12 protein-coding genes are annotated in these 13,005 nt (G+C 37.1%); all 12 read left to right on the forward strand.

Annotated elements, in window-relative coordinates; translation table 11 throughout:
* Positions 1-70: 70 nt before the first annotated feature.
* The 12 genes from LMF89_RS03215 to spoIIP all read left to right on the forward strand — a co-directional run bounded on the left by LMF89_RS03215 (position 71) and on the right by spoIIP (position 12,940).
* Positions 71-1,351, forward strand: a complete 1,281-nt coding sequence (locus tag LMF89_RS03215; RefSeq protein ID WP_229533865.1) for an FAD-dependent oxidoreductase — start codon at positions 71-73, stop codon at positions 1,349-1,351.
* A gap of 12 nt (positions 1,352-1,363) precedes the next feature.
* Complete coding sequence (locus tag LMF89_RS03220; protein ID WP_229533866.1) at positions 1,364-2,332, forward strand: hypothetical protein; 969 nt, start codon at positions 1,364-1,366, stop codon at positions 2,330-2,332.
* Positions 2,333-2,351: 19 nt separating this feature from the next.
* The gene (locus tag LMF89_RS03225) at positions 2,352-3,074 is read left to right on the forward strand and encodes a pseudouridine synthase (RefSeq protein ID WP_229534016.1); all 723 of its coding nucleotides are present in this window, start codon (positions 2,352-2,354) and stop codon (positions 3,072-3,074) included.
* Between the two features lie 70 nt (positions 3,075-3,144).
* A complete protein-coding gene (locus LMF89_RS03230) occupies positions 3,145-4,389 on the forward strand; it encodes a BaiN/RdsA family NAD(P)/FAD-dependent oxidoreductase (protein WP_229533867.1) in 1,245 nt (414 codons plus the stop codon).
* 135 nt (positions 4,390-4,524) lie between these two features.
* Complete coding sequence (locus LMF89_RS03235) at positions 4,525-5,055, forward strand: DUF5359 family protein (protein ID WP_229533868.1); 531 nt, start codon at positions 4,525-4,527, stop codon at positions 5,053-5,055.
* A gap of 114 nt (positions 5,056-5,169) precedes the next feature.
* Complete coding sequence (gene aroA, locus LMF89_RS03240) at positions 5,170-6,471, forward strand: 3-phosphoshikimate 1-carboxyvinyltransferase (RefSeq protein WP_229533869.1); 1,302 nt, start codon at positions 5,170-5,172, stop codon at positions 6,469-6,471.
* A 28-nt stretch (positions 6,472-6,499) separates the two neighbouring features.
* Positions 6,500-7,174 carry a (d)CMP kinase gene (gene cmk / locus LMF89_RS03245; RefSeq protein ID WP_229533870.1) on the forward strand — a complete coding sequence of 225 codons (675 nt, stop codon included), beginning with the start codon at positions 6,500-6,502 and terminating at the stop codon, positions 7,172-7,174.
* Position 7,175: 1 nt separating this feature from the next.
* Complete coding sequence (locus tag LMF89_RS03250; protein ID WP_229534017.1) at positions 7,176-7,766, forward strand: lysophospholipid acyltransferase family protein; 591 nt, start codon at positions 7,176-7,178, stop codon at positions 7,764-7,766.
* 145 nt (positions 7,767-7,911) lie between these two features.
* Positions 7,912-9,879, forward strand: a complete 1,968-nt coding sequence (locus LMF89_RS03255) for a bifunctional 4-hydroxy-3-methylbut-2-enyl diphosphate reductase/30S ribosomal protein S1 (protein ID WP_229533871.1) — start codon at positions 7,912-7,914, stop codon at positions 9,877-9,879.
* A gap of 12 nt (positions 9,880-9,891) precedes the next feature.
* Entirely contained in the window at positions 9,892-10,956 is a 1,065-nt protein-coding gene (gene fni, locus LMF89_RS03260) for a type 2 isopentenyl-diphosphate Delta-isomerase (RefSeq protein WP_229533872.1), read from the forward strand.
* Between the two features lie 75 nt (positions 10,957-11,031).
* Positions 11,032-11,787 (forward strand): DUF1614 domain-containing protein, encoded by a 756-nt coding sequence (locus LMF89_RS03265; RefSeq protein WP_007953379.1) that lies wholly within the window; start codon positions 11,032-11,034, stop codon positions 11,785-11,787.
* Positions 11,780-12,940 carry a stage II sporulation protein P gene (gene spoIIP, locus LMF89_RS03270; protein ID WP_229533873.1) on the forward strand — a complete coding sequence of 387 codons (1,161 nt, stop codon included), beginning with the start codon at positions 11,780-11,782 and terminating at the stop codon, positions 12,938-12,940. The genes LMF89_RS03265 and spoIIP overlap by 8 nt, the downstream gene beginning before the upstream one ends.
* Positions 12,941-13,005 lie beyond the last annotated feature (65 nt).

The raw sequence follows: 13,005 nt of genomic DNA on the forward strand, positions 1-13,005 counted from the left end.
TATCGAGTGGCACTTAGTAAGGGCGAGAATAGACTGTAGTGTGATAGCAGAATGATATGGAGGGATGTTTATGCTAAAAGTGGTCGTGGTTGGAGGGGGATGGGCAGGTTGTGCCGCAGCACTATCAGCATCTAAAGCTGGGGCACAAGTACTGTTATTAGAGCGTACTGATTCACTACTGGGCACTGGCTTAGTAGGAGGTATATTTCGTAATAATGGAAGGCATACTGCAGCAGAAGAAGCTATTGCAATGGGGGGCGGGGATATTTTTGTTGCAATGGATGCAAATGCAAGACATAAAGGTATTTCATTTCCTGGCCATAATCATGCTTCCACTTATGATGTAACAACAATGGAACCTTTAGTAAAAAAGATTCTACAAAATTATGGAATTGAGATTAAAACAAATACAAGGGTAGTCGATGTGTTAAAACATGGAAAAAGAATACATACATTGATTATAGATGGTGGGATTGAAATAAAGGGTGATGTATTTGTAGATGCAACTGGTACTGCGGGATCTATGGGAAATTGCCTTACCTATGGTAATGGGTGTGCTATGTGCGTAATGCGTTGTCCATCATTTGGTCCTCGCGTTAGTGTTACGGCTAAGGCAGAGATAAAAGAACTAATGGGAAGAAAATCAGATGGATCCTTTGGTGCAATGAGTGGGTCGTGTAAATTATGCAAAGAATCTCTTAGTATCGAAATCAAAGATTCTTTAGATCGGGATGGTGTTGTAGTATTACCGTTACCAGAAAGATTACAGAAAAGTAGTTCATTAGGTAAAAAGGCTTGTACTCAATATGCTTTAAATGAATATGCCGTTAATTTAGTACTGCTAGATACTGGGCATGCCAAATTAATGACGCCATATTTTCCCTTGGAAGATTTAAGAAGCATTCCAGGCTTAGAAAAAGCGCGCTATGAAGATCCTTATGCTGGTAGCATGGGGAATTCTATACGATATTTAGGAATTGCACCATGTACAAATTCATTGAAGGTTGAGGGGTTGGACAATCTATTTTGCTGCGGTGAAAAATCAGCAATTCTTGTAGGGCATACAGAAGCAGTAGTAACAGGCTTGCTTGCAGGAAATAATGCGGTTCGGCACTGCTTAGATATGAAATATTTAGAATTGCCAACCTCAATAGCTTCTGGTGATTTTATTGCTTTTGTACATGAACAGATGAAATTAGAAGCAGGCCTAAGTATACGGTATACCTTCTCTGGATCTGTATATTTTGAGCGAATGAAGACGTTATCTTTATATTCCATGAATCGAACTGAGATACACGATAGAGTAGCTCAGGCTGGATTTAAAGATATTTATAGCGTTTGCCTAGTATAAGGAGGTATAAATATGGATAGAAATATCTCCCAATGTATTGATATTAATTCAAAATATTGCCCTTGTTTGTTAGCTGAAGCAAATCAATGTACTTTTTGCAGTCATTTAAAAGGAGAGGCAACTTGTAATTGTAATTGGGCGGGTGTATGTATATTATATGAGAAACATTGGCAGTATAAAAAAATACAGCAATGTGAAGAAAGTATAGCAACAAGGATGGAGGAAGAGGTTTCCTTTACCGTAAAAGAACAGATTAGCGATAATACATATAGACTGGAAATGCAAGTGAGTAATACATTTGCAGAACCTTTAATGAAAATTGGTTCTTTTGTATTCTTAAAAAGACCTAATGATCCCGCCTTTTTTTACTTTCCTGTTAATATTATGAGTGTGCAAGGAAATATGTTAGACGTAGTCATTGAGGCGATTGGACCGAAATCAATTAGGATCATAGCAGAAAATAATGATAAATTAGTAGTGCGTGGACCTTATTGGAATGGAGTTTTAGGTCAACCCTGGATTGACAATCTTACTTATGGTAAGATAATATTAGTAGCTGGTGGTATTGGGCAAGCTCCTGCGCTGCCCCTCGCAGTTAATTTGAAAAAAAATAATAATCAAATTACAGCGGTTTTGGCTCCTGGAAAAGTAGGAAAGATTTTTATAAAAGAACAACTAACTGAATTAGGTGTGACAGTACATATCGTGTCTTCCTTACGTAAAAATGGCCTCTCTATGTTGAAAGAGGGGTTATATCAAAAACCTGATTTAGTGGTAAGCGCTGGTCCTGATAATCAGCATTACGCAATTATTAGAACCATGCAAGCGGCAGGTGTTAATATACCTATGGTGGCTACGAATAATGCGACTATGTGCTGTGGCGAAGGTATTTGTGGTAGCTGCATAAAAAAGGTGCAGGGCAATACAGAAATTAGACTGTGTAAGCAACAAATTGATTTTTCAAAAATTGTTGAAGATTAATTATTAAAAGGAGTTTATGATGTTAGAACGTTTGCAGAAAATTATCAGCCAAGCTGGAATTGCTTCCAGAAGAGAATCGGAGAAAATTATACAGCAAGGTCGGGTATCGGTAAATGGTAAAGTAGTTACCGAGTTAGGTACTAAAGTCATTCCTGGTAAAGATCGGGTTGCCGTGGATGGTAAACTTATTGCAGGAGAAAAACTGGTATATATTTTACTATATAAGCCAAAAGGAATCCTAACCACATTAAAAGATCCCCAAGATCGTAAAACGGTGGCATCATTGGTCACTGACATCACACAGCGTATTTACCCTGTAGGTAGACTTGATTATAACACGGAAGGCTTACTGCTACTAACTAATGATGGTGCACTAACCAATGCTCTAATTCATCCTAGCAAAAAAATTGATAAAACATATATTGCCAAAGTTGCTGGTAGACCTTCTCAAGAAAAAATTGATTTACTGCGAATTGGTATTCGATTAGAAGATGGTGTGACAGCTCCTGCGATAATTGATGAAATGGAATTTGATCGAGAAAGAAATCTAACCAGTTTGAGAATTACCATTCATGAGGGAAAGAATCGTCAAATTCGCCGTATGTTTGAAGCTATTGGCTCTGATGTAAAACAACTCAAACGGGTTAAATTTGCTTTTTTAACACTAGAAGGGTTACGCCGAGGAGGGTATAGGCATTTATTGCCTCAAGAAGTGGAAGCATTACAGAACATTAATAAATGAGTGTGCGAGCCCTTATTGTGTAATATAATAAGGGTTTTTTGTTTTACTAAAAAATGAAAAAGGTGATAAGATGAAGAACATTATTGTAGTTGGCGGTGGTGCTGCCGGTATGATGGCTGCAGTTAGTGCTAGTCAAAATGGTGGTAAAGTCATTGTTTTGGAAAAAATGGCTTCTTTAGGCAGAAAATTATCAATTACTGGTAAAGGTAGATGTAATATTACTAATATTGCTGAAAAAGAGATTATTATTAAAAACATTCCAGGAAATGGAGCTTTTATTTATAGCTCTTTACATAAGTTTGGTAACCAAGATATTATAGATTTTTTACATCATTATGGTGTTATGACTAAAATAGAAAGAGGTGGGCGGGTTTTTCCGGTTAGTGATCAGGCCAAAGATGTAGTAGGTGCCTTTTTAAGGGCCTTTAAAGATCTAAATATTGAAGTAGTAACGGGGCAGCAGGTAAAAAGAATCCTTACACATAATGGCAAGGTAACAGGAGTGCTTGCTAATAATAATGTGAAATATGATGCCGAAGCTGTAATTGTGGCCACAGGTGGTTCTTCTTATCCGGGAACCGGTTCTTCTGGTGATGGGTATCGTATGAGTGAGGTCGTTGGACATACTATTATTCCATTAAAACCATCATTAGTGCCACTGGAAGTAGGAGAAGATTGGATTCGTGAATTACAAGGGCTTTCCTTAAAAAATGTCTCAGCTAGTGTCATCTTCGCAGGAAAAAAAGTAGCGGAGGATTTTGGCGAGATGTTATTTACTCATTATGGTTTATCTGGTCCCATTATTTTGTCATTAAGCAAAAAGGTAGCTGAACTATTGAATCATCATCCTAATGAAGAAATACTGATGGAAATTAACTTAAAGCCGGCCTTATCAGCAGAAATACTTGACAAGCGCATCCAACGAGATTTTGAAAAATTTGCTCGTAAGCAATTAAAAAATTCTCTTGGTGAGTTATTGCCAGCCAAATTAATTAATGTTGTTATCGATTTGGCTCATCTTGATCCTGATAAATTTGTACATCAAATTACTAAAAGTGAACGTGTACGTTTGCAAGAGCAGATTACTAAATTAACTTTTACGATAACAGCGACACGACCAGTTAGTGAGGCAATTGTTACAGCAGGCGGGGTCTATGTAAAGGAGATAAATCCTAAAACAATGGAATCAAAAATTGTAGAAGGATTATTTTTTGCTGGTGAAGTAATTGATATTGATGGTTATACTGGTGGTTTTAATTTACAAGCTGCCTTTTCTACTGGTTATGTAGCAGGTTACAATGCAGCCGAGATATGATTACATAAGGGGTTCTATCTTCTATAGGGGAAGCCTGTGATAATTATATCCAGAAATACGAGTTGGGCAAGGTATGTACGGTATAAAATAGCGCATAATATAGGCTAAATGACAAAAAAGCAGGTGGCATCTTTCGTGGATAAATCAAAAGACAATTGGATGATACGTAGCGAAGCTATTTTATTACGCATCATAGTTATTTGTATGATGATATTAGTTTTATCCCAACTATTGTTGTTTAAAGAAGAAACACGATCTTACTTATCAAAAGTTGACAAAATGGAAGGTGAACAACTTAATACTGCTATGCCTTTATACGCAGATACCCCCTTGCAAATTAAAGAAGAAACTACCGCCGTTAAAAATTATCAAAGTATGTTGCGAAAAAGTAAAGTTATTCTTCTCCATATGGTAAAACCATCTGAAAATGCAAAGGTTTATGTGGTTGTAAATGGAAAAAGAGCCAGTGATTTTATTAAAGGAAATAGTAAAGTTACCGTGTATGATGGTGATTATCTTGAGATTGATGCTACTGAATTAGAACAGCCAATCCAATTTATTATTAAAATTCCGGAAAAAGATTTACTTTCTCCCGTAGATGGTTTAATAGTAGAAGGAAGTAAGGGCATTTTGACTATTGGCAAAATAAAATTTAAGAATGAATAGTAAAAAGGATAATGGCTTTTTTCGGTGAATTATAAATAAATAAATATGTTTTTCATAACTAATCGAAAACTCTATTTTATTATTTTGTTACCTAAAATATGGAGGAGAATTTATATGTTAGAGAATATAACGATAAGTCCCAAAGGTGGTTTATCTGGTAGTATAAACATTCCAGGAGATAAATCCATTTCTCATCGAAGTGTTATGTTTGCAGCACTTGCATCTACACCTGTAATTATAAAAAACTTTTTATATGCAGAAGATTGTTTATCAACGGTTAGTTGTATGCAAAAATTAGGTGCTAAAATCGAAAAAGATGAAGAGAATAATTTGCATGTATTGGGTCAAGGACTATACGGTCTGAAAGAGCCCGAAGATATTCTTGATGCTGGAAATTCTGGAACCACATTACGCTTATTGTCAGGTATTTTAATTGGACAACCTTTCTTTAGTGTGTTGACCGGTGATGCCTCTTTACGCAGCAGACCTATGGCTAGGGTTGTAACTCCTCTGACGATGATGGGTGGGGAAATCACCGGACGCCAAGATACAAAATACGTACCCATTTCAATTGTTAAAAGTAAAAAAAAGAAAATTAATGGTATAGAATATACTATGCCAATGGCTAGTGCACAGGTAAAATCGGCGATCTTGTTGGCAACCTTATTTGCGAGCAGCCCTAGTACCATTACCGAACCCTATGTATCTCGTGATCACACTGAGCTGATGTTGGAAACTTTTGGAGTAAAGGTAGCGAGACAGGGAACGAGTGTAAGTATTAACCCTGCATCCCAATTACATGCGCCAGGTGAAATAAACGTACCTGGAGATATAAGTTCAGCAGCCTTTTGGTTAGTAGGGGCAACCATCATTCCTGATAGTCATTTAACTCTTATAAATGTCGGAATAAACCCGACACGTACAGGAATCCTGGATGTTCTTAAAGAAATGGGCGCAAATATTTCAATCGAAAATCAACGTTTTAGTGGTGCAGAACTTGTAGCTGATCTTGTTGTAAAATCTGCGAAATTAAAAGGTACCACAATTGATGGCGCAATTATTCCAAGATTGATTGATGAAATACCGATCTTGTCTGTTGCAGCATTATTTGCAGACGGAAAAACGATTATTCGTGGTGCAGAAGAATTAAGAGTAAAAGAAACAGATCGACTAAAGGCAGTCGCCAGCGAATTAGGAAAAATGGGAGCTATTATGACGGAAACAGATGATGGTCTAATTATTGATGGCCCTCAAAAGATGCAATTTGCTAATTGTGACTCTTATCATGATCACCGAATAGCAATGGCACTCGCTATAGCAGGTGCTGCATCTTTGGGAGTAAACATTCATAAGCATAATTGTGCTAATATTTCTTATCCTAATTTTTTTGCAACTTTAGATAGTATTAGAAAATAATATTTGGATTTTGTATATGGGGGCAGTTATGAAAAAGTTAATTATTGCTATAGATGGTCCTGCAGGAGCAGGAAAGAGTACTGTAGCCCAAATTCTAGCTCACCGTCTTCATTATAATTATATTGATACTGGAGCTATGTATCGTGGAATTGCCTGGAAAACAATAAAAAGTGACGTTTTAAATGATGCATTAGCCATCGGAAACATCGCTCAGGATATTAATATTCGATTATATTATGTTGATGGTAAAACCACAGTATTCGTTGACGGTTGTGATGTCACTGCTGAAATTCGTACACCTGAAGTTTCTCGTGTCGTATCAGAAATTGCTCAAATTAAATCAGTGCGCGATGCTATGCTCAAATTACAACGCGAGATGGCAGGCTGTGGCGGAGTTGTTATGGATGGTCGTGATATTGGTACTCATGTATTACCTAATGCAGATGTAAAGATATTTCTAACGGCATCAATTAAAGAGCGGGCAGAGCGTCGTTGGCGAGAGTTAACGGAAAAGGGCTTTAAGGTAAATCTAGAAGAACTTGAACAAGAAATTATGGCTCGCGATAAAAATGATTCTGAACGTGAATTCGCTCCTTTAATACAAGCGTCAGATGCTGTGTTAATTGATACTACCACTCTTTCCATACAAGAAGCAGTGGCGGCAATCACAAAACTTTGTGAGGAGAGAAAAGGCCTTGTATAGTGTGATTAGAGTTTTTTTGCATTATTTTTTTAAAATCTTTTTTCGCTGCAGAATCATCGGAATTGAAAATATTCCAGTGGCAGGAGGGGCTATTATAGCCTCTAATCATGTGAGTCTCTTTGATCCACCCGTTGTAGGAACTGCTTTTACAAGATCAATTCATTTTATGGCTAAAGAAGAGTTATTTGCTGTACCGTTTATTGGATGGATTTTAAAGAATTTAAACGCCTTTCCCGTACGACGCGCTACAGCTGATCGTACTGCCATTAGGCATGCTATCAATTTATTAGAAAATGGGGAGTTGCTTGGTCTTTTCCCAGAAGGAACACGTAGTCTAACTGGTAAATTGGGTAAACCTGAAACTGGTCTTGCAATGATCGCCTTGAAAGCTGGTGTGCCAATTATACCCACTGCGGTTATTGGTACAAATAAAGTATGGAAAGAGGGGCAGTTATTTCCTCGCTTCATTGTTAAATTTGGCAATCCTATTATTGTAAATCAGGGAAAAGCTGATAAAGAAACGATGGAAAACCTCAGTACTAAAATCATGCAAGAAATTTCTTTGTTGTTAGAGGAGAAGGTAAACTTTTAAGATAGTTTACCTTCTTTTTATCCGATGATCAATCACCTTGACTTTAAATATATCCTTTTTTATTTTTCACATCAAAATAAAAGGAATAATTATTATTTATAGGGAATATCACTATAAGTAATTTACAATCTATAGGAGGTAACGTATGAAGATAATTGCGGCTGAACACCAAGGTTTTTGTTATGGTGTTAAACGCGCAGTGGCAATGGCTCAAGAATGTATAGGTATGGAAGGCAATATACATACTTTGGGACCCATTATTCATAATCCACAAGTAGTTAAGCGCTTTTCAGATAAAGGTATTGAAGTAGTAAACGACTTATCTTCTGTTGATGATGAAAGTACAGTGATTATACGTTCTCATGGAGTAGGTCCTGACATATATGCGAAAGCCCAGACTAAAAAGTTAACGGTTGTTGATGCTACTTGTCCCCATGTGAAAAAAGCACAACAAGCAGCTTATGAGTTATTACAGGATGGTTTTGCTGTAGTAATCGTTGGTGAGAAACACCATCCAGAAGTAAAGAGTATTTTAGAATGGTCAAACAACCAGGGAATCGTAGTCGAAACAGTCGAAGAAGCAATGCAGTTACCTCTTATACCGAAATTAGGTGTAGTGGTACAAACTACTTTTTCTGGAGAAGTTTTTCAAACTATAGTTAATGTATTGCAAACGAAATGCAACGAAATGCAAATTCGTCGCACAATCTGCACTGCAACTGATCTTAGACAACAATCAGCATTAGATATCGCAGCAAAAGTAGATGTAATGTTGGTAATTGGTGGTAAAAATAGTGCAAATACTTCAAGGCTAGCTCAATTATGTCATGATGCTGGTAGCCGGGTATATCACATAGAAACAGCTGCGGAGTTGAGAGTTGAAGATTTTTCTGGGGTAGAAACTGTTGGAATTACAGCAGGTGCATCCACTCCAGATTGGTTAATAGAGGAGGTTTATCAAAAAATGCAAGAATTCAATCAATTGTTAGACAATGAAGTAATCAAACTTGAACAAGGCAGTATTGTCAAGGGTAAAATCGTAGGTATTCGTAAAGATGAGGTTTTTGTTGACATTGGCTATAAAGGAGAAGGAAGCATATCCTTAGCTGAATTAGCATATCCAGCACCAGAGAATGCCGCAGAAGTAGTAAGCGAGGGGCAAATCATTGACGTGCTTGTATTAGATTTAGAGAGCAATGATGGTATAAAACTGTCTAAGGTAAAAGCTGATGCAATAGTAGCATGGGACGTATTAGAAGAAGCCTTAGAGAATAAAAAACAAGTTGAAGCTAAGGTTTTGGAAGTTGTAAATGGTGGTTTAAAGGTTTCTGTTTTGGGAATTCATGGTTTTGTTCCTGCGTCTCAAGTAGAATTACGCTTTGTAGAAGATTTATCACCTTTTAAAGGCCAAACATTAACTTTTCAACCGATTGAAGTTGATCGTATAAAAAAACGAGTAATTTTGTCTCGTAAGGTTATATTGCAAGAACAGCGCCGCATCCTTGAAGAAGAAACCTTTTCAAAGTTAGCCGTGGGACAAATTGTATCAGGAACGGTACGACGTATTGTTGATTTTGGTGCCTTTATTGATATCGGTGGTATCGATGGGTTAGTGCATATCTCAGATTTGTCATGGCATCGTGTAAAAAGCCCTCAGGAAATTGTAGCTCTAGGAGATCAGGTAAAGGTACTCATTTTAAAAATTGATAATGAGGCAAAGAAGATCTCCCTTAGCTTAAAAGAAGTTGGGCGTGATCCATGGCTGGACTTAATCGAACAATATTCAGTAGGTGCAATTGTAAAAGGGAAAGTTACTAAGATTACTAAATTTGGAGCATTTGTAGAATTAGTTCCAGGAATAGAAGGTCTGGTTCATATGTCAGAACTATCCGATGAGAGAATCAATAAGGTCGAGGATGTCGTAGCAATTGGACAGGAAGTAACTGTAAAAATACTGGAGATTAGTAAAGAAAATAAACGTATTTCTCTTAGTATTAACAAAGCGCAACAGGATGCTGAGCGGGTAGAATATCAATCGTATTTGGATAAGCAAGAAGGAACCGGATCGACAATTGGTGATAAACTCGGACACCTATTTAAGAAATTTGAGTAGGGAGATGACAGGGTGCGCCAATCACGTAAATTAGATCATTTAAAATATTCATTAGCATTACATGATGGACCTAATGCTAGCGGATTTACCGACATTTCTTTAATACACAATTGCCTTCCTAATTTATCCTGGAATGATATTGATGTTTCATCTTCGCTGGCTGGTATATCCCTTGCCCATCCTCTTATTATTAATGCAATCACTGGTGGAGCTAATGATGTTACAGAAATTAATGAGCGCATTGCTGATTTTGCCAGTTTGACCAATACAGCAATGGCAATTGGTTCTCAATATGCGGCCTTGGAGCATTCTGAAGTGCAGCACTCTTACAAAGTTGTTCGTAAAAAAAATCCTCATGGAGTAATTTTCGCAAATTTAGGTGCATATGTTACTCCACAGCAAGCTCAGATGGCAATAGATATGATTGATGCCCAAGGCATTCAGATTCATTTAAATGTTGCTCAAGAAATGATGATGACTGAAGGAGATCGAGATTTTACAGGATATCTGACAAATATCACTAACATTGTTAATAAAGTGAAGGTTCCTGTAATCGTTAAAGAAGTTGGCTGCGGAATTGCCAAGGAACAGGCAAAATTATTATCCGAAACTGGCATTAAGGCAATTGATGTTGGTGGTACTGGTGGGACAAACTTTCTAGCAATTGAAGCTGCTCGTCGTCAGTTAGATGTTAATCAAGAAACTTTATCTTGGGGAATTCCTACGGTTATAAGTGCTGTTGAAACTATGTCAGTATTGCCTAAACAAATGGATATGATGGTTTCTGGTGGAATACGTACTTCTCTAGATGTGGTGAAATCTCTTGCATTAGGCGGTGTTGCTACAGGTATGGCAACACCAATAGTAAGAATGTTATGTGAGAAAAATGTAGATTCTGCTGTTAATTGGTTTCAAGAGTTTTTGCATGAGATTCATTGTTATATGCTGCTGTTGGGAGCTGCCAATGTAAGAGAGCTAGAATGTGTTCCTCTAATTATTTCTGGCTATAGTAAAGATTGGCTGATAACTAGGGAAATTGACATAAGTAAATATGCTGTTAATAGAAAGCATGGCTGATGCCATGCTTTTTTTGTATGTTTTGCTTCTTAAAGGGGCAAGATAAACCATAAAATATAGTAGAGGTGAATAAATATGAATATGCCAATAGGAATGATTATGCTATTGGTTGTTGGTGTTTTGGTTTATTTTGGTGTAGCCCATAGAATTCTAGATAGAATGCGCTTAACCGATAAACAGGCTTTACTTTTTATCGGTGCAGTAATTGTAGGTAGTTTTATTGATATTCCTATTATGAGCACTCCCGTTGAAGTAAGTATTAATGTTGGGGGAGCCTTATTGCCAGCTTTATTAGCCATTTGGCTAATTTTTAAAGCCGATGAAACGGCAGAAAGAGTACGAGCTATACTGGCAGCTATTTTAGTAGCTGTAGCTGTATCCCTAGGGTCTCGCTATTTACCCTATGAGCCAGAAAATATGTTTTTAGATCCTAAAATTATATATGGCATATCTGCAGGTCTAATTGCCTATTTAGCTGGTCGTTCTAGGCGAAGTGCTTTTGTAGGTGGAGTATTGGGCATTGTCTTAAGCGATATTGTCCATATGGTTACGATTATAGGACTAGGTATACCTGGCACAACGGATATTGGCGGTGCAGGTGCTTTTGACGTAGTTATGATTGCAGGAATTATAGCAGTGATGGTTGCAGAATTAGTTGGAGAAACTAGAGAGAAGATGCAAGGTGGTCCAATGCTTGGCAGGTATCGACCAGAAGGATTATACGAATTTAGCAAAGAGCTTTCCCATAATAATCGAAAAGGTAAAATTCATAAACAAAATGAAAAGCTTGAAAGTAAGGAAGAAAAGGATAGAGGTGAAGATCATGAATAAACTGTGGGGGGCAGTTATAGCACTATTATTGGTATTCTGCATAACCATGCAAGGGTATACACATGAGCGAACAGATGGGGGATATTATACTTTAGTCGATGAAAATGGTAATACCGTTTATATAACAGGCTGGGGCGTCGACGTAGGTGATCAGTTTCTTACTGAGAACAATAAACGTTATGAAGTAATTAGCATCTCAGGAGATATTGCCCATAGTAAATTTTTAGGTAATGTCAACCTAAGTAAATACGCTAATCCAGAAAAAAATATTTTTTTTAGTATACTGCACCCGTCTATAGCATGGGCTGAAGCCAGTGGTAAAGTTGCTGTTTATCATACTCACTCTGATGAATCCTATGTACCTACCGACGGCAAAGATAGTATCTTAGGAGCTGGCGGTATTTACAAAGTAGGAAATGCTTTTACGAGTGCCTTACAAGGTAAGGGATTAGAAGTTTTTCATTCCGAAGCTAAACATGATCCTCATGATAATATGGCTTATGAGCGTTCTCGTCGTACAGTTACAGAACTCTTGAAAAAACAACCAGATGCTATTTTCGACATCCACCGTGATGCAGCTCCACCAGAAGTCTATAAGGGTAATATCGATGGTAAAGACATTACTAAGTTGCAATTAGTTGTTGGAAAATATGGACCTACGGGAAAACAAATTGAAGATTATGCTTTACAAATTAAAGCAAATTCAGACACACAACACCCAGGTTTAATTAAAGGTATTTTCTTTGCTAAAGGCGGCGATTATAACCAAGATTTACACCCCCGTTCTATGTTATTAGAAGTCGGCTCGGAGACCAATGATCGTGAATCTGCCGAAAGAGGTGTTGCCTTGTTTGCGGATGTCATACCAACAATCCTAGGTAGAACCTCCGCTTCTCCTAGTAATTCAGAAGGGGCAGCTGGAGTAGGTACAGAGCAAACAGGACCTTCAGGTGCAAGTAAAGCAATTGGTTGGATTGTAGGTTTTTTGGTTGTTGGTGTTGTTGCCTTTTTGTTTTTGAGTACAGGCAGTATGAAAGAAGCAAAAGGAAAACTGAAACAGTTTACTACAACAGAGTTTGCTAATTTCTTAGGACCTAAATCAAAAGATAAAAAAGATAATATTAAGCCGAATCATGAAAAAGAAAAAGAATAAATAGGAAAGAAATACTTTTTTCATAATATAAATAGTATTTCTTTGCAATTTATAGTATGATATAG

This window comes from Pelosinus baikalensis (assembly GCF_020819555.1).
GTDB lineage: Bacteria > Bacillota > Negativicutes > DSM-13327 > DSM-13327 > Pelosinus > Pelosinus baikalensis.

Coding starts and splice junctions, on each gene's coding strand:
- LMF89_RS03215 (WP_229533865.1), top strand. CDS start 71: ATGCTAAAAGTGGTCGTGGTTGGAGGGGGATGGGCAGGTTGTGCCGCA.
- LMF89_RS03220 (WP_229533866.1), top strand. CDS start 1,364: ATGGATAGAAATATCTCCCAATGTATTGATATTAATTCAAAATATTGC.
- LMF89_RS03225 (WP_229534016.1), top strand. CDS start 2,352: ATGTTAGAACGTTTGCAGAAAATTATCAGCCAAGCTGGAATTGCTTCC.
- LMF89_RS03230 (WP_229533867.1), top strand. CDS start 3,145: ATGAAGAACATTATTGTAGTTGGCGGTGGTGCTGCCGGTATGATGGCT.
- aroA (WP_229533869.1), top strand. CDS start 5,170: ATGTTAGAGAATATAACGATAAGTCCCAAAGGTGGTTTATCTGGTAGT.
- cmk (WP_229533870.1), top strand. CDS start 6,500: ATGAAAAAGTTAATTATTGCTATAGATGGTCCTGCAGGAGCAGGAAAG.
- LMF89_RS03255 (WP_229533871.1), top strand. CDS start 7,912: ATGAAGATAATTGCGGCTGAACACCAAGGTTTTTGTTATGGTGTTAAA.
- LMF89_RS03265 (WP_007953379.1), top strand. CDS start 11,032: ATGAATATGCCAATAGGAATGATTATGCTATTGGTTGTTGGTGTTTTG.
- spoIIP (WP_229533873.1), top strand. CDS start 11,780: ATGAATAAACTGTGGGGGGCAGTTATAGCACTATTATTGGTATTCTGC.